17 protein-coding genes are annotated in these 16,957 nt (G+C 69.8%); 10 read left to right on the top strand and 7 right to left on the bottom strand.

From position 1 onward, the window contains the following. Both CXY76_RS19760 and CXY76_RS01930 read right to left on the bottom strand, forming a co-directional pair. Window positions 1-1,418, bottom strand: a 1,418-nt coding sequence (locus CXY76_RS19760) for a YhgE/Pip domain-containing protein (RefSeq protein WP_199190171.1), incomplete at its 3' end; no start/stop codon positions are given. After that, window positions 1,415-2,089 carry a hypothetical protein gene (locus tag CXY76_RS01930; protein WP_199190170.1) on the bottom strand — a complete coding sequence of 225 codons (675 nt, stop codon included), beginning with the start codon at window positions 2,087-2,089 and terminating at the stop codon, window positions 1,415-1,417. The genes CXY76_RS01930 and CXY76_RS19760, both read right to left, overlap by 4 nt. A 278-nt stretch (window positions 2,090-2,367) precedes the next feature. Here CXY76_RS01930 and CXY76_RS01925 point away from each other — a divergent pair, with 278 nt between their 5' ends. The 9 genes from CXY76_RS01925 to CXY76_RS01885 all read left to right on the top strand — a co-directional run bounded on the left by CXY76_RS01925 (window position 2,368) and on the right by CXY76_RS01885 (window position 10,968). Then, a complete protein-coding gene (locus CXY76_RS01925) occupies window positions 2,368-3,012 on the top strand; it encodes an ATP-binding cassette domain-containing protein (RefSeq protein WP_158253816.1) in 645 nt (214 codons plus the stop codon). After that, window positions 3,013-5,145, top strand: coding sequence for a YhgE/Pip family protein (locus tag CXY76_RS01920; RefSeq protein WP_104162585.1), 2,133 nt, complete (start codon window positions 3,013-3,015; stop codon window positions 5,143-5,145). A 38-nt stretch (window positions 5,146-5,183) separates the two neighbouring features. Further along, window positions 5,184-5,756, top strand: a complete 573-nt coding sequence (locus CXY76_RS01915; protein ID WP_104162584.1) for a TetR/AcrR family transcriptional regulator — start codon at window positions 5,184-5,186, stop codon at window positions 5,754-5,756. Between the two features lie 105 nt (window positions 5,757-5,861). After that, window positions 5,862-6,380, top strand: a complete 519-nt coding sequence (locus CXY76_RS01910; RefSeq protein WP_104162583.1) for a DUF3151 domain-containing protein — start codon at window positions 5,862-5,864, stop codon at window positions 6,378-6,380. A 3-nt stretch (window positions 6,381-6,383) separates the two neighbouring features. Continuing rightward, window positions 6,384-7,670, top strand: coding sequence for an adenylosuccinate synthase (locus CXY76_RS01905; RefSeq protein ID WP_104162582.1), 1,287 nt, complete (start codon window positions 6,384-6,386; stop codon window positions 7,668-7,670). An 87-nt stretch (window positions 7,671-7,757) separates the two neighbouring features. After that, window positions 7,758-8,423, top strand: a complete 666-nt coding sequence (locus tag CXY76_RS01900) for a GNAT family N-acetyltransferase (protein ID WP_104162581.1) — start codon at window positions 7,758-7,760, stop codon at window positions 8,421-8,423. Window positions 8,424-8,515: 92 nt separating this feature from the next. Then, window positions 8,516-9,457 carry a DMT family transporter gene (locus CXY76_RS01895; protein WP_369826046.1) on the top strand — a complete coding sequence of 314 codons (942 nt, stop codon included), beginning with the start codon at window positions 8,516-8,518 and terminating at the stop codon, window positions 9,455-9,457. Window positions 9,458-9,574: 117 nt separating this feature from the next. Then, a complete protein-coding gene (locus tag CXY76_RS01890) occupies window positions 9,575-10,030 on the top strand; it encodes a chorismate mutase (protein WP_104162580.1) in 456 nt (151 codons plus the stop codon). Further along, window positions 10,027-10,968: an SDR family NAD(P)-dependent oxidoreductase gene (locus CXY76_RS01885; RefSeq protein ID WP_104162579.1), complete on the top strand. Its 942-nt coding sequence runs from the start codon at window positions 10,027-10,029 to the stop codon at window positions 10,966-10,968. Before CXY76_RS01890 ends, CXY76_RS01885 begins: the two co-directional genes overlap by 4 nt. Window positions 10,969-11,075: 107 nt before the next feature. Here CXY76_RS01885 and CXY76_RS01880 read toward each other — a convergent pair whose 3' ends face one another. Continuing rightward, complete coding sequence (locus tag CXY76_RS01880) at window positions 11,076-11,990, bottom strand: endonuclease domain-containing protein (RefSeq protein WP_104162578.1); 915 nt, start codon at window positions 11,988-11,990, stop codon at window positions 11,076-11,078. Between the two features lie 369 nt (window positions 11,991-12,359). Here CXY76_RS01880 and lhgO point away from each other — a divergent pair, with 369 nt between their 5' ends. Next, window positions 12,360-13,568, top strand: a complete 1,209-nt coding sequence (gene lhgO, locus CXY76_RS01875) for an L-2-hydroxyglutarate oxidase (protein ID WP_104162577.1) — start codon at window positions 12,360-12,362, stop codon at window positions 13,566-13,568. Between the two features lie 69 nt (window positions 13,569-13,637). Here lhgO and CXY76_RS01870 read toward each other — a convergent pair whose 3' ends face one another. Genes CXY76_RS01870 through phnC form a run of 4 tightly spaced genes read right to left on the bottom strand, consistent with a single transcriptional unit; the run spans window position 13,638 to window position 16,954 of the window. Next, on the bottom strand, window positions 13,638-14,498 hold the full coding sequence (locus tag CXY76_RS01870; protein WP_104162576.1) for a MurR/RpiR family transcriptional regulator: 861 nt from the start codon (window positions 14,496-14,498) through the stop codon (window positions 13,638-13,640). Next, complete coding sequence (phnE, locus tag CXY76_RS01865; RefSeq protein WP_104162575.1) at window positions 14,482-15,333, bottom strand: phosphonate ABC transporter, permease protein PhnE; 852 nt, start codon at window positions 15,331-15,333, stop codon at window positions 14,482-14,484. Before phnE (CXY76_RS01865) ends, CXY76_RS01870 begins: the two co-directional genes overlap by 17 nt. Further along, entirely contained in the window at window positions 15,330-16,133 is an 804-nt protein-coding gene (gene phnE / locus CXY76_RS01860) for a phosphonate ABC transporter, permease protein PhnE (protein ID WP_104162574.1), read from the bottom strand. The genes phnE (CXY76_RS01865) and phnE (CXY76_RS01860) overlap by 4 nt, the downstream gene beginning before the upstream one ends. Then, window positions 16,133-16,954: a phosphonate ABC transporter ATP-binding protein gene (phnC, locus tag CXY76_RS01855; RefSeq protein WP_104162573.1), complete on the bottom strand. Its 822-nt coding sequence runs from the start codon at window positions 16,952-16,954 to the stop codon at window positions 16,133-16,135. The genes phnE (CXY76_RS01860) and phnC overlap by 1 nt, the downstream gene beginning before the upstream one ends. Between the last annotated feature and the right edge of the window lie 3 nt (window positions 16,955-16,957).

Here is a 16,957-nt window from a genome sequence, read left to right as displayed (position 1 = left end):
CTCTGGTGCGCGCCGGTGGCGAGGGCAGCGGCGCCGGTGGCGGACTGGCGTGCCCCGTCCGCGGCGGCGGCGGCGCCGGTGGCCAGGCTGGTCGCGCCGTCGGCGGTCTGCTTCGCCCCGTCGGCGGTCTGGGCCGCCCCGGCCGCCAGTTTGCTGGTGCCGGTGGCGAGCGTGTCGATGGCGGTGCCGGCCTTGGTCAGCGCGGTGCCGCTCTCGGTGAGGCTGCCGCCGATCGGGTCGAGGGTGGCCAGGGCCGCGTCCACCTGGGCCGGGCTGAGCCCGGCGGCGGTGAGCTGGTCGGTGAGGGCGGTACGTGCGGCGGTGTAGGTCGCGCCCGCGCCGGTGATTCCGGCGCCGGCCTGACCGGCGGCGGAGTTCAGTGCTGCCGCGCCGTCGGCCACCTGCTGGGCGGCGGCGGCGACCTGGGTGGCACCGGTGGAGACCGTGCCGGTGCCGTCGGCGAGGGCGGTGGCGCCCTGCGACAGGGCGGCGGTGCCGTCGGCGACCTGCCCGGTGCCGGTGGCCAGGGCGTCGGCTCCGGTGGCGACCTGGCCCGCGCCCGCGGCGAGGCTGCCCGCACCGGTGCTGAGCTGGGCGGCGCCGGCGGCCAGGCTGTTGGACCCGGTGGCGACCTTGCCGCTGCCGTCGGCGACCTGGGCGGCGCCGTCGGCGAGTTGCCCGGTGCCGTCGGCGAGGGTGCNGGCGGCGCCGTCGGCGAGTTGCCCGGTGCCGTCGGCGAGGGTGCCGGCTCCCGTGGCCAGCTCGTCGGTGCCGTCGGCGAGCTGGCCCGCCCCGTCGGTGAGACGGCTGCCGCCGTCGGCGGCGGTCGACGCGCCATCCGTCAGCTCGGAGGCGCCGTCTGCCGCGTCGACCAGGCTCGAGCGGATGTCGGACAGGCCGATGAGCAGGGTGCCGGCGGCCTGCTCGTTGACCCGTTCCACGATGGCGTCCCGAATGGTCTGGGCGGCCTGGCTGCCGATCGTGGAGGCCAGGTAGCTGTTGGTGTCGTTGGTGGTGAGGGTGATCGTGGCCTGGTGTGGGGAGTCGGTCGAGGACGAGGCGATCGAACTGGAGAAGTCGGCGGGAATCGTGACGCTGAAGTCATAGGTGGCGTCGGCCACACCGGCCTTCGCCGTCTGGGCCGTCACGGTGTGCCAGTCGAAGGTGCCGTCGTCGATGAGCTGCTCGGCGACATCGGTGCCGTAGTTGGTGGCTTCGCCGTCCAACTCCGAGCCGGTGTCAGATACGACGAGGGCAACGGGCACCCGGTCCAGGCCTGCGTACGGGTCCTGGTTGGCCCAGAGGTAGAGGCCGCCGTAGAGCACGGGCACCAGCATCAGCGCGACGAGCGCGACGCGGGACATGGTGGTGGCGGTCAGGCGCGCCAGTTCGGCGCGGATCATGGCGAAGATCTTCACAGTGCGTCGGCTCCAGCGGTGGTGAGGGATGAGCGTACGAGTCCGGCGGGCAGTTCCCCGGCCGGCTCGAGGTTGGCCAGTTCCAGGTCGGCGATGGCGTGCGCCGACGCGTCACCGGCGATCACGAGCACCGCATAGCCCCGCGCGGCCAGGCCGCCGGCGACGTCCCACCAGCCCAACGGGTCGCCGCCGTGGCGGTCGGGCGACGTCAGGACAAGGCCCAGCACGCCGTCGCGGAGCACGGCCAGCTCGGTGAGCAGGCGGATGCGGTCGTCGGGCGCGAGGGCGCCCATGTCGGAGCGGGCCTGGTCGGCGAGGCCGAGCTCGGTGAGCACGCGCTTGACGGCGCGGCGGCGGCCGAGCCGGCCGGCGAACATCAGTTCCTCGGCCACGACTTCGTCGACCTTCACGTCCGCGGCCGGCTCGGAGACCCCGAGGGCGTCGACGAGGGCGACCTGGCGGCGCAGGCCCGCATAATCGGTGTCGCCGTCGAGTGTGACGGTTCCGGCATCCGGCCGCATCCGCCCCGAGGCGATGAGGCCCAGGACCGTGGGGCGTCGTTCGGTCTCGGCCCTGGCGAAGGTGACGGCGCCGCTGGCGAATTCCAGGGTCGTCTCCGGGAGGGCCGAGTCCTTCGGTCCTTTGGTGACTGCAGTGAGGGTAACGCGCATGCGAGCGCCTCCAGTAGTAGAGGGCGGCCCGGCCAACGCCGGACCGAATCCTGGGGGATAAGAGGCATCGCGGCGCTGCGACAGGGTCACACTCTAATTCACTCGACCTGACTTGTGCTGACTAGTCAGTGTGAGGTTCGAAACCTCTCAGGGAACACCCGGACGAGGGGTGCGCTTGCATCCGTCGCCGGAGCGGATCTATACTGACTGGTCGGTACAAAAGGTGCCGACGAGAAGGGAACGACGTGCAGGCGACACTGATAGCGGATGAACTGAGCGTGAGTCACAAGCGAGGCGTGGTCTTCGGGCCGCTGAGCTTCAGCGCCGACAACGGCCTCACCGTGATCTGCGGTCCGGCCGGCAGCGGCCGCACGAGCCTGCTCCTCACCCTGGCCGGGCGGATGAAGCCCAGCTCCGGCAGCCTGTTCGTGCTCGGGGAGGACCTGCCCCGCCACGCCAGACGGATACAGCGCCGCACGGGCGTGTCAGGGTTCCACGGCATCGACAGCCTCGAGGAATCGGTCAGCGTGGCGGCGGCGATCCGTGAACGCCACGCCTGGCTCGCCCCGTGGTGGTCCTTCATCCGCGCGGTCGACGACGCAGAGGTCGCCCGCGTCTGCGGTCCGGTCTTCGGTGACATCCCCGTGCCGGCCGCCAGCACCATGATCTGGGACCTCGACGAGGTGGAGATGGTGCTGCTGCGCGCATCGCTGGCCATGATGAGCCGGCCCGACGTGCTGTTCTTCGACCAGGTCGAGCAGGTGCACTCCGCTGAGGCCCGCCGCCAACTCTGGTACCGGCTCGGCGCGATAGTGCAGGCCGGCACCCCCGTGATCGCCTCGGCGATCGCACCGGACTTTGAAATGTGGGCGGAACTGGGCATCGACCCGACCGTCCTGTACATGAACCAGGAGATTCGCTAGATGTTCGCCTTCCTCTCAACGGGCACGGAGCTGCGCCGATTCGGCAAGGGCACCCTCCCCAAGATCGCTCTCGTCGTGCTGATGTTCATTCCCCTGATCTACGGCGCCCTGTACCTGTGGGCCTTCTGGGCGCCCGACAAGGAGCTCAGCCACCTCCCGGTCGCCCTGGTCAACACCGACACCGGCGCCACCCGCGACGGTGAGGACTTCAGCGCGGGCGACGACCTCGTCGACAAACTCATCGACGGCAACGACCTGGGCTGGGTCGAAACCAGCGCGGCGGATGCGGCCACCGGCGTCATCGACGGCGACTACTACTTCTCCGTCACCATCCCGGCCGACTTCTCCACCGACGCGATCTCCGCCGGCACCGACACCCCCACCGCGGCAGAGGTGCAGGTCGACTACAACGACAGCAACAGCTTCCTCGCCTCCACCCTGGGCAAGCAGGCCATGGTGCAGCTGCGCGACGCCGTGTCGGTGAACATCGGCGACCAGACCGTGAACGCGATGCTCGTGGCCGTGAACGAAGCCGGCGACGGCATCCGCAGCGCCGCAGACGGCGCCGGCACCCTCGCCGACGGCCTCACGACGGCCGAAACCGGCACCGGGACCCTCGTTGACGGGTTGGGCGACCTCAACGCGGGCGCCGTGAAGCTCGACGACGGCGCCGCGCAGGTGGCCGACGGTTCGTCCACTCTGGCAACCGGGATCGGCACGCTGTCCACCGGCGCGGCCACCCTGTCCGGCTCCTCGCTGAAACTCGCCGATGGTGCCACAGCGGTTGCCGACGGATCCCAGAAGGTGTCCGATGGCTTCGCCAAGGCCGCCACCGGGGCGGCCACCCTGTCCGACTCCTCCGACCAGCTCGCCGCCGGGGCAACCTCGATCGCCACCGGTGCCGGTCAGCTCGCGACCGGGACGACCACGCTCTCCGGCGGTCTGAAGGATCTCGAGGCGGCCATGGCCGCCGCTCCGGCCGGCACGCCGGCCTCCGCCTTCCTGCCCTCGGTGACGAAGCTCGCCGGCGGCGCCGACACCCTCAACACCCAGACGCAGGGCGCCGCGACCCAGATCTCCGGCTACGCGACCTCCAGCGGGCAGTTCGCCGCCGGTCTCGGCCAGCTCTCCGATGCCCTCGCCGGTGGTGCCCCCGGCGCCGCCCAGGTCGCATCGGGTGCCTCCGACGTCGCCGCCGGTGCCGGCGCCCTCTCGGCCGGCGCCGGCCAACTCGCCACCGGAGCGGCGACCGCGGCCACCGGATCAGCCACCCTCGCCGACGGTGCGGACAGCCTGGCCGCGGGAACGGGAACCCTCGTCGACGGCAGCACCAAGCTGGTCGACGGCGGCACCGAATTGCAGTCCGGAACCGTGCAGCTCGCCGACGGCAGCCACACCCTCGCCGACGCCCTCGCGACCGGTGCGGCAGCCGCGCCGGACGACAGCGACGCGCAGATCGCCACGAAGGCCTCGGTGATCGCGAACCCGGTTGACCTCAAGCAGAGCTGGGAGAACGCCTCCGACAGCTTCGGTGAGGGGTTCGCGCCCTTCTTCCTCGCCCTGGCCACCTTCGTCGGTGCGCTGATCACCTGGCTGATCCTGCGGGCCCTGCCCACCCGGGCACTGGCCAGTGCCGCCTCGGGCCTCCGCGCCACGATGACCGGGTTCCTGCCGGCCATGGCGATCGGCCTCAGCCAGGTCGTGATCATGGTGCTGGTGCTCGTCTACGGCATCGGGCTCACCCCGGCGCACTGGCTGGGCATGTCGGTCTTCATCTACCTCACGACGCTGGCTTTCCTGGCGCTGCAACAGATGTTCATCATCCTGTTCGGCACCGCGGCCGGCCGCGTGGTCAGCCTGGTGCTGCTCATGCTGCAACTGAGTTCGTCGGGCGGAACGTACCCGGTCGAGACCACGCCGGAGTTCTTCCAGATCCTGCATCCGTGGATGCCGGCGTCGTACGTGGTCACCGGGCTCCGGCAGCTCATCACCGGCGGAATCGACTCTAGACTGTGGCTCTCCGTGCTTGTGCTCGTGGGCATCCTGGTCGGCTCGATCGCCATCAGCGCCTGGAGCGCGTCCCGGCAGCGGATGTGGACGATCACCCGGCTGCACCCCGAGATGACCATCTAGGCTGCGAGCCCGACACGAGAGCGACGAAAGGACCGGCCATGCCCCGCGCGACTGGAACGAAACGGGCGATCCTGGATGCCGCGCTGGAGCTGGCCGCCACCCGGGGGATCACCGGCACCACGATGGACGACGTCGCGGAGCTCGCCGGGGTGGCCAAGGGCAGCCTGTATTACAACTTCAGCTCCAAGGACAACCTCTTCGAGGCGCTGTTGCAGGAGGGGGTCGGCGCGCTCGCCGAAACCCTCCGCGAGGCACGCAACGGCCTGCATGGCCGGGCCGCGCTGGAGGCGTTGATCACGGTGCTGCTCGACCGGATCGAGGCCAATGCGGGCCTGGCCAAGCTGATGGCGGCCGAGATCTTCCGCACCGACCGGGCCTGGCAGAAGACCCTGTTCGCCCTGCGGCACGACGCCCTCGCGGTCTTCGCCGAGGCCATCGCCGAGGCCAAGCCGGCCACCGCGGCGGCCGGCACCAGCGGGCTGATGGCGTCGAGCGTGTTCGGTGCCGTGCTCATGGCCGGCCTGGAATGGCTGGTCTTCGAGCCGGACCGCCACCGCGACGAGGTCTCCGCGGCCATCCTCGAGTCCCTCTCCGGCGGCCTGCTCGCCTGACTCGTCTCCTCCCGCGAACTGTGACTCAAGCCCCAGAATCTCGCGATTTTTGGTGCTTAAGTCACAGCTCGCGGGGCTGAATCTCGGGTCGCGGTAGTATCGAGTGTGACCGGCGCAAATCTGATCGACCAGCCCGAGACCCTCCTACCCGCGGAACCGGAGGTGACCGAAGCGCTCAGCCGAACCGCAACGCAGGATATTGCGACCGTGGTGGCGGCGCATCCGAAGTCATCGCTGGCCTGGTCGGCGCTCGCCGACTACACGCACAGCCAGGGTCGCCTGCTTGAGGCGTACGCCTATGCCCGGGTGGGCTACCACCGCGGCCTCGACGCCCTCCGCAAGGCGGGCTGGCGTGGCCAGGGACCGATCCCGTGGGCGCACGAACCCAACCGGGGAGTGCTCCGTGCGCTGTTCGCCCTCCGCCGCGCCGCGGCCGAGATCGGCGAGACCGACGAGTTCGAACGCCTCACCGCGTTCCTCGAAGGCGCAGACCCCACCGTGATCAGCCGGCTGCGTTCGCAGCACACCGAGACCCAGATGTTCCCGGCGATTCAACCCGCCGTTTCGCCCGGCGACGACCCGGCCCCGCCGACCGCCGCCTTTGTTATTCGAGGAGACAACTAACCCATGCCAGCAATTGTTCTGATCGGCGCCCAGTGGGGCGACGAAGGTAAGGGTAAGGCCACCGACCTCCTCGGCAGCCGGGTCGACTACGTCGTCAAGTTCAACGGCGGCAACAACGCCGGCCACACCGTGGTCGTGGGCAACGAGAAGTACGCGCTGCACCTGCTGCCCTCCGGTATCCTCACCCCCGGCGTCACCCCGGTGATCGCCAACGGCGTCGTCGTCGACATCGAGGTCCTCTTCGAGGAGCTCGACGCGCTGAGCTCCCGCGGCGTGGACGTGTCGAAGCTGCGCGTGAGCGCCAACGCCCACGTCATCACGCAGTACCACCGCACCATGGACAAGGTCACCGAGCGGTTCCTGGGCAAGCGCCAGATCGGCACCACCGGCCGCGGCATCGGCCCGACCTACGCCGACAAGATCAACCGGGTCGGCATTCGCATCCAGGACCTGTTCGACGAGAACATCCTGCGCCAGAAGGTCGAGGGTGCCCTCGGCCAGAAGAACCACATGCTGGTCAAGGTATACAACCGCCGGGCCATCACGGTCGACGAGATCGTCGACGACCTGCTCAGCTACGCCGAGCGCCTGCGCCCCATGGTCGCCGACACCGCGCTGCTGCTGCACCAGGCTCTCACCGACGGCAAGACCGTTCTGTTCGAGGGCGGCCAGGCCACGATGCTGGATGTCGACCACGGCACCTACCCGTTCGTCACCTCCTCCAACGCCACCTCCGGCGGCGCGGTCACCGGGTCCGGCATCGGCCCGAACCGGATCGACCGCATCATCGCGGTCGTCAAGGCCTACACGACCCGTGTCGGCGCCGGCCCGTTCCCCACCGAGCTGTTCGACGAGTCCGGCGAATTCCTGCGCGCCAAGGGCTTCGAGTTCGGCACCACCACCGGTCGCCCGCGCCGGTGCGGTTGGTACGACGCCCCGATCGCCCGGTACACGGCCCGCATCAACGGTGTCACCGACTTCGTGCTCACCAAGCTCGACGTGCTCACGGGCCTGGCCACCATCCCGGTCTGCGTCGCCTACGAGGTCGACGGTGTGCGCTTCGACGAGGTACCCGTGTCGCAGTCCGACTTCCACCACGCGAAGCCGGTCTACGAGGAGTACCCCGGCTGGACCGAGGACATCACCATGGTGCGCCACTTCGAGGACCTGCCCAAGAACGCCCAGGACTACGTGCTCGCCCTCGAAGCGATGAGCGGCGCCCGCATCTCCGCGATCGGCGTGGGCCCCGACCGCGAGGCCATCCTCACCCGTCACGACCTCATCGACTAACCCGCACCGCCCGCGAACCGTGAGTAAAGCCCCGAAGACCCCGAGTTTTTGGGGCTCAGCTCACGGTTCGGCGAAGGGAGAACCCACGTGACTGCGCTACCACCCCACGCGACGCTGCTGACGGGGCGCTTCGTGTGCCTGGAACCGCTCAGCCGGGCCCACCTCCCCGAGCTGCACCGCGCCATCGCGCATCCGGCCGTCTTCGCCGGCGGCTACGGCGGCGGCCCGCACGGACTGCCCGCCGACCTCGACGACTTCGTGGCCTTCTCCCTCAATTACTACCAGTGGGATGCCCAGCCGTACGCCGTTCGTGTTGTCTCCGGCCCACACGCCGGCGACCTGGTCGGCACCTCGACGCTAGGCGACATCGACCTGCCCAACGAGGCGCTGCACCTGGGCTGGACCGCATACGCCCCGCAGGTGTGGGGCACCGCGGTGAACCCCGAAACCAAGCTGCTGATGCTCGGCGCCGCCTTCGACAACGGCTTCGGCCGGGTCAAGATCCAGGCCGACGTGCTCAACTCGCGCTCCCGGGCCGCGATCCTGGGCATCGGAGCCCAGTTCGAGGGCATCCACCGGCGGGTGCAGCGCCGGGCGGACGGGTCCTGGCGGGACACCGCCGTGTACTCCGTCCTCGCCGACGAGTGGCCCGTCGTGCAGGCCGGGCTGCACAAACGACTCGACCTGTTCGACGGCAAGGCCGTGGAGTACCGCGACCCGCGGGCCCCCCGCCGGCGGGTCACACCCAGCTGATTTACGGTCATCCGCCCGCGATTTTCGGACATCACCGTCGGCGGCGGTCAGAGTGCCCGCCGGGCACCGCGCCGGTGGGCTAGGGTCAGCGAGTGACCGACAATTCCAGCCCCCGCGACCCCAGGGTCGCCCTGCAATTCCTCGGGATGGGCGTGGTCTGGGGCGCCAGCTTCCTGTTCATGAAGGTCGCCCTCGACGGCGTGAGCTTCGGCCAGGTGGCCTGGTCACGCCTGGTGTTCGGCGGGCTCACGCTCGGCCTCATCGTGCTGGCCACCCGCCCGCGGGTGAACCGCGGTCCGGTGCTGCCCCGGGAGGGCGTCGTCTGGCTCCATTTCCTGGTGATCGCGCTCACCGGATGCGTCGTGCCGCACCTGCTGTTCGCCTGGGCGGAGCAGTACGTCTCGTCGAGCCTGGCCAGCATCTACAACGCCGTCACGCCCATCATGACCGCGCTGATGGTCACCGCCGTGTTCAGGGTGGAAAAACTGGCCCGCGACCAGGTGATCGGGGTGCTGATCGGCATCGTGGGCGTGGTCGTGATCATCGCGCCGTGGCAGTACTCGGAGCTGTCCGGCGACCTCTGGGGCCAGCTCGCCTGCCTGGGCGCGGCGCTTTGTTACGGCTTCACCTTCGGGTACACCCGCAAGCACCTCAGCGGCCGGCCCATCGCGGGCACCACCTTCGCCTTCCTGAACATCGGCCTGGCCGGCGTCGTGATGCTCGTGCTCACGCCCGTGCTCGCCTGGCAGCCGGTGACCCTGAGCGTGCCGATCGTGCTCAGCCTGCTCACCCTCGGGGTGCTCGGCACCGGATTCGCGTACATCTGGCACATCAACGTGCTGCGGGCCTGGGGGCCGACGACCACCTCGACGGTGACCTACGTGACCCCGGTGGTCGGCGTGTTGCTCGGCGTGCTGGTGTTGGCCGAAACGTTCTCCTGGCACGAACCGGCCGGGGCGGTGCTCGTGCTGCTCGGCATTTTGCTCACCCAGAAGCGACTGCGCCTGCCGATCGCGGTGCCGCGCACCGCCTGACCCGCCGGCCTAGCGAGCTGCCCACCTGCGGACGAGTTGCCCGGCCGTGCCGGGGCAACTCGTCCGGAACGGGGCAACTCGGCGCGGGCATCCGGGCGGGTGCAATATCGTAAGGGCATGGCTGTAAACGAGGAATTGCCCGCTGACGCGGGGCAGGACGCGATCAACGAGTTGCAGGGCATTCGCCAGAGCATCGACAATATCGATGCCGCACTCATCCACCTGCTCGCCGAGCGGTTCAAGTTCACCCAGAGCGTGGGAAGGCTGAAGGCCCAGCACGGCCTGCCGCCGGCCGACCCCGCCCGGGAGTTCCTGCAGATCCAGCGCCTCCGCGGCCTCGCCGAGGAGGCCAGACTCGACCCGGCGTTCGCCGAGAAGTTCCTCAACTTCATCATCGCCGAGGTCATCCACCACCACGAGAAGATCGCCGGCGACTCGTCCGGCGGCGCCCGGACCGCGGGCACCGCCGCGTCGCGCCCCGCCGCATCGCCCACTGCCGCCGCATCCACTCCCGCGGGCACCGACGGCCCGTCGGATTCCGCAGACCCGGCCCACCCCGCCGCCTCCGCGTGAACTGGAACCCGCGCGCGCTGCCCGACCAGTCCGGCCGCACCTTCGTCGTCACGGGCGCCAACGCGGGCCTGGGTTACTTCACGAGTGAGCAGCTGGCCGGCGCCGGCGCCCACGTGGTGCTGGCCTGCCGCAACCCGGCCAAGGCCGCGGCGGCGATCGCCGCGATCCGCGGTCGGGTGCGGGGAGCATCCGTCTCGAGCCTGGTCCTCGACGTGGCCGACCTGGGGTCCGTGAGCCGCGCCGCCGAGCGGATGCGGGAATTCCCGCGGCTGGACGGCCTCATCCTCAACGCCGGCATCGTGCACCCGCCCCAGGACCGCTCCGTAAGCCTGGACGGTGCCGAACTGGTGCTCGCCACCAACTACACCGGGCACTTCCTGCTCTCCAGCCTGGTGCTGCCCGTGCTGCAGCGCACCCCGGGCAGCCGGGTGGTGTCGCTCGGCTCGATGATCTCCCGGCTGCTGGACTCATCACTCGACGACCTGCAGCTGGAGGTCACCTACAACAACTGGAAGGCCTACGCGCAGTCCAAGATCGCTATGCAGGTGTTCGGCTTCGAACTCGACCGCCGGCTGCGCGCGGCCGGACAGGGCGGCCCCGACGGTGTGCAGAGCCTGGTTGCGCACCCCGGTTACTCGATCTCGGGACTCACGCCCGGCATCCGCGGGGTCAACGAGGTCAGCCGGGCCAAGCGCTTCGCCGACACCCTGCAGGGCTTCATCGGCGCTCAGGGCAAGGATGCCGGCGCCGGGTCGACAGTGCGCGCGACGACCGACCCCGCCGCCGTCGGTGGCCAGTACTACGGCCCGCGGCTCCTCACCCGGGGCGCCCCGACCCTGCAGCGCCCCACCCGCACCTCGCTCGACCGCGGCGTCGCCGCACACCTCTTCACCCGCACTGAGGCCCTCGTCGGCGAGGCCTTCGCCCTGCCTGCCTAGCCTTCCCCCTCCCGCCTAGCGGCCGCTCTCGGGTCCCGCTGTCTCGCGAGAGCGGCCGCGTGGCTACCTCCCGCACCGAGAAACGACCACGGGGCCGCTTTCGTGCCTCACGGGCGCCACCCTGCGGCAGCCAGAGCCGTGGTGATCTTCCGCAGGGCGGGCGAGGGCGACATCCTCAGGTGCGATTTATTGACGCGGATGACGCGCCAGCCGGCCTCCATGATCGCGTCAAGACGGTCCACGTCCCAGTGATACTGTTCCTCGTCCGTACGGTGCTGCTCGCCGTCATACTCCACCAAGACCCGGTACCCGCGAAAGACCAGATCTCCGGTCGCGATCTTGCGGCCGAGCCGATTGAAAATCTCACCGTTCACCTCCGGTTCGGGCAGCCCGGCGCGCACGATCACCAGCCTGGTCGCTGTCTCCTTGGCTGAATCCGTGCGGGGCCGCACTGACTCGAAGGCTTCACGCAGCCTCTTCGCGCCCCGCTGCCCGGTGTAGCGCATCACGCCACTGCGCAGCTCGTCCATGGTTGCCAGCGGCCGCTTGCGTCGCACCAGTGCATCTCCCACCTCAATGAGGGTGTCCAACGCCAACAGGGTGGACAGCTGACACCACGTGTCGACCGGAGCCGTCACCGGCACTCCGCTCACGGCGACAACCCGAACACGGTCGCTTTGCACGTGGTGCCCCACCACCCCGCGGCCGCCGTGCCGAAACCCGGCGATGTGCGTCGACACGTGCACGCGGGGGTCCGTGGCGAGGCGCAGCGGCAGCGGCAAACCGTGGATCAGAGCCGCGCTGGTGTGGCTGAAGAACTGCTCCCCGCTGAGATGGGGCAGGTAGGCACGCACGTGGGCGAGCGGGTCGGTCGAATCCAGGGGTTGAGAGCGGATGCCGTAGTACGGCGTGGCCAGGTCGTCGCCACGCATCCGAGCCCGCGTCATGCCCTCGGCCAGCCCTTCTTGGTGGCTGAACGCACGCCCGCGTAGAGCTGAAGGTATCTCGGTGCGCCGTTTCATCCCCAGAGGATGCACCTTGACCCCGTCGCCGCGCCGAACTTATCCCCAGCCCGCGCCCCGGCATCCCGCGAGAGCGGTCGTGTGGCTGCTTCATCTCGGTGAGGTAGCCGTTTCACCGCTTTCGCGGGAGGTGGGGTGGGGACGTTTTCGCGAGAGCGGTCGTGTGGTTGCTTCATCTCCGTGAGGTAGCCGTTTCACCGCTTTCGTGGGAGGCCGACAGCGGGCCGGCGGGGACGGCGCGCCAGCCCGGAGACCACTTTGTCGCTGGGCCGGGCATTGCCCGGGCATCTTTCCGGGGGCAGGATGCCACCGTGCGGGGTTCGTCGAACCGGTGGTCCGCCAACAGGCGGTGGAAAAGGACGGACGGGCATGGGCGAGCGCATTGCGATCATCGGCGGCGGCATCGTGGGGGTCGCCATTGCGCGGGCGTTGGTGTTGCGCGGCCTCGGCGACGTCACGGTGTTCGAGAAGGAAGACCGGCTCGCAGCGCACCAGACCGGCCGCAACTCCGGGGTGGTGCACGCCGGCCTCTACTACCAGCCGGGCACGCTCAAGGCTCAGTTGTGCGCCGCGGGCCGCGTCAGCATCCGCGACTACTGCGCCGAGAAGAACCTGCCGTACCGCGAGGTGGGCAAGCTCGTCGTCGCGGTCGACGAGTCCGAGCTGCCCGCCCTGGCCGACATCGAACGGCGCTCGCTCGCCAACGGGGTACCCGATCTGGCCCGCCTTGACGGCCTCGCCCGCCTCCGCGAGATCGAACCGTCCGTGGCGGGCATCGCGGCGGTGCACTCGCCGCACACCGCGGCCGTCGACTACGGCGCGATCACCGAGGCAATGGCGCAGGATGTCCGCAGCAACGGCGGCACCATCCTCACCGGCCAGGAGGTCGTCGGGTTGCACATCGACGGCCCGAGCGTGCGGGTGCGCACAACGACGGGCGAGCAACTCTTCGACAGGGTCATTGCCTGCGCCGGGCTGCAGTCCGACGTGGTGGCGCGGCTGGTGGGCGCGGACCCCTCGCCCAAGATCCTGCCGTTCCGCGGCGAGTACTGGGCGCTGGACCCCGCCCGCACCGACCTGGTGCGCGGCATGATCTACCCGGTGCCTGACCCGCGGTTCCCGTTTCTCGGGGTGCACTTCACCCGCGGTGTCTACGACGACGTGCATGTGGGCCCCAATGCGGTGCCGGCGCTGGCCCGCGAGGGCTACGGCTGGCTGACCGTCTCACCGAAGGACACCTGGGAGTCGCTGCGCTGGCCGGGGGCCGGTGCCCTCGCGAAACAGCACTGGCGGATGGGCATCGACGAGATCAGCGGCTCACTGGTGAAACCCCTGTACTTCCGCAAGGCCCGCCGGTTCATCCCTGAGCTGCGGATGCGCGACCTCACCCAGAAGACCGCCGCCGGGGTGCGTGCCCAGGCCTGGGGCCGCGACGGAACCCTCCTCGATGACTTCGCGGTCGATCAGGTCGGCCCGGTCACGCTGCTGCGCAACGCTCCATCCCCGGCCGCCACCTCGTCGATGGCCATCGCCGATCACCTGATCGAACACTACGTCTTTGCCCGCACCACCGACTAGCTCACGGGGCGCACCCGCGCCCACTCCCGGATGGCGCAACCCGCCACAGCCGGTGCGGCAGGGACCTGCCTACTCGCTGAGGTTGTCGCTGAGGATCTCGAGCACCGCCGAGCGGGTGGTGCGGGCATGATCGCCGAGCCGGGCGGCGACCACGTCGACAAGCGACTCGATCAGGATCACGTGCGGCACTCGCGAGGTGTGCTCGAGTTCGTGCCGGAAGGTGCCGCCTGCCGGGGCCACGACGAGGCTGATGTCGGCCAGGCTCACCAGCGGTGAGGTGGCGAAGGAGGTGATGACCACCACCGCAGCCCCGGTGTGCCGGGCGGCGCGGGCCGCCTTGAGGCTCGCCTCGCTTGCGCCGCTGCCGCTGATGATCAGCACCGCATCCGCGGCCGTCAACTGCCGGGCCGCGATCTGCTGCCCGATCGGGTCGGCCACGAACTCGGTGGGCCGGCCGACCGCGGTCAGCCGCATGCCCACGTCCAGCGCGAGCGGCGACGAGAGCCCGCTGGCCAGCGCCAGCAATCTGCCCGCCCCCACGATGGTGCTCACGGCCTGTTCCACCGCATCCTCGCTGAGCACACTCGCGATGCGCGGCAGCGTGGCGGCCAGCGTGTCGATATCGGCACGGATGGCGCCCAGCGCGGATTCGCCGTAGTCACGTTCGCCCACCAGCGTCTGCGCGAGTTCCCGGGTGAGGGCCACCCGCAGTTGGGCGAACCCCCGGTAGCCCAGCTTCTGGCAGGTGCGAATCACACTCGACCGGGCCACACCGGCCCGGTCGGAGAGATCCTGCGCGGTCATCTCGACCACACCCTCCGCGTCGTCGAGGATCAACGCCACCACACTGAGTTCGCTCGGCTGCAGGGAGTTCTGCACGGTGGCGATGCGGGTCGTCACGGTGGCGTCGTCGTTACCGGTCCAGCTCACGAACGGATGCTCCTTCGGTTATGCGCCGGCGCAGGGCACCGGACACGGCGTCGATGCTCATCGTCACGACGACCACCACGAGGAGCAGCATCCCCACGGTGGACCACTCGCGATACTGAGTGTACGAGGTGAGCATGTCGCCGATGCCGCCGACACCGATCAGGCCGAGAATCGCGGAGGCGCGCACGTTGATCTCGAACCTGTACAGCCAGAACGACACGAAGTCGGGCATCGCCTGGGGCCAGACGCCCCAGCGGATGACCTCAGGGGTCGACCCGCCCGCTGCGCGCACAGCTTCGATGGGCCCCGGGTCGACGCCCTCGATTGCCTCGTACCCCCACTTGCCGAGCGTGCCGACACTGTTCACCGCCAGGGCGAGTGCCCCGGTGAGCGGGGTGAGCCCGGTCACCGAGAGGATGGCGATGGCGATGATGATCTCCGGCACGGCCCTGATCACCGAGAACAACAGGCGCAGCGCGCCGCGGGCCGGCGCCGGGGCGAAGCCGCGCGCGGCGAGGAAGCTGAGTGGCAGCGAGATCACCAGGCCGATGACCGTGCCGACCCAGGCCATCTCCACCGACCGCCAGGTCTGCAGCAGAGCCTCGCCGATCTTGTCCCAGTTGGGGTTGGCGAACATCAGCCAGAGGTAACGCACGATCTCGCCGGGCAGGCTGCCCAACCGGGCCCAGTTGATGTCGACCGACCAGAACGCAACGATCACGATCACGGTCACCACGATCGTGGCGGTCAGCCGGCGCCAGGAACTGGGCTTGGCCGGCACCACCAGGGCAGATCGGCCGAGGGTGGCGGGCGGGGTGGGGGTGAGGGTTGTCATACCAGCCTCCGTCGAATGGCGGCGCTGACCGCGTCGATGACGACGACCACCACGAGGATTTCGAGGATGATCAGCGACAGCTGGTCGTAGCGGTAGAAGGTGCGCACGGCGTCGATGAGCAGGCCGAGCCCGCCGGCACCGACGAGGCCGAGCACGGTGGAGGCGCGCACGTTGAGTTCGAGCACGTAGAGGGTCTGGTTGACGAACGCGGGCCAGGCATCCGTCAGGGCGATGGCCCGGTTGATCTGCAGCTGGGTGCCGCCGGCGGCACGGCCGGCTTCGAGCGGGCCGGCGTCGTTGACCTCGATCGACTCCGACACCATCTTCACGATGATGCCCACGTTGAACAGCACCAGAGCGATGATGCCGGGCAACGCGCCAACGCCCACCATGGCCACCAGCACGGATGCGTAGAGCAGGTCGGGAATGGAACGCACGGCGTTGAGCAGGGTCTTGAGTGCCCCGCGGGTGTACCGGTTCGGATTGGTCAGCCGGGCCGCCCAGAGGCTGAGTGGCAACGACACCACGGCACCCACGAAGGTGGCGATCACGGCCATCTGCAGAGTCTCCACGAGCGGCGGGATGGTGCGCGGGAAGAACGTCCAGTCGGGCTGCAGGAGGGCGAGCACCTTGTCGGCGCCGTTCTGCCAGTTCCGCGCGATCGCGTCGAAGCTGAACGCGATGCCCCACTGCGGGCTCAGTGTGACCGCCGTGATGAGCAGCACGATGGCCAGGCCCAACCAGGGTTTCCAGCGACCGCGCGGCTTCGGTGGCAGAACCAGCGGTGCCAGGGTGCTCATCAGCCGAGCACATCCTCGTGCTGGATCGACCGGCCGTAGATGGTCTCGAACACGGCGTCGGAGGCCGTCGCGGCCGGGCCGTCGTAGACGACCTCGCCGGCGCGAAGTCCGATCAGCCGGGTGCCGTAGGTGCGGGCCAGGTCGAGGAGGTGCAGGTTGGTGAGCACGGTAATACCCAATTCCTGGTTGATCCGGCGCAGGTCCCGCATCACCCCGTGCGCGGTGGGCGGGTCGAGGCTGGCTACGGGTTCGTCGGCCAGCACCAGCTTGGGCTGCTGCGCCAGGGCGCGGGCGATGGCCACCCGCTGCTGCTGCCCGCCGGAGAGCGTGGAGGCTCGGTCATATGCCTTAGCGAGAATACCGACGCTGTTCAGCGCCTCGTAGGCGATCCGCACGTCCCCGGCCCGGTAGAGGCCGAGCAGGGTGCGCCAGGTTGGCGTGTGGGCGAGTCGGCCCACGAGCACGTTGTTCAGCACGCTGGCACGGCGAGCCAGGTTGAAGCCCTGGAAGATCATGCCGATCTCGCCGCGCAGCTGGCGCAATTCCCGGCCGCGCGCGGTTTCCAGGTGCCGTCCGCCTACCTCGAGGGTTCCGGAGCTGATCGGCACGAGCCCGTTGATCGTTCGGATCAGGCTGCTCTTGCCCGAGCCGGAGAGTCCGACCACCGAGACCATCTCGCCTGCTTCGATGTCGAGTGAAACGCCCTTCAGCGCCACGACCCCGTTGGGGTAGCGCACGGAGACGTCGCGCATCCGGATTGACCACGGCGCGGCGGCCGAGGTGTGTACCCCGGCCGCCGCGCTGTCGTGAAGGTCAGTCATCGG

This window comes from Cryobacterium sp. N22 (assembly GCF_002929555.1).
Lineage (GTDB): Bacteria > Actinomycetota > Actinomycetes > Actinomycetales > Microbacteriaceae > Cryobacterium.
Note: the sequence above shows the minus strand (reverse complement) of the source record. Positions and strands in the feature narration are given on the sequence as shown.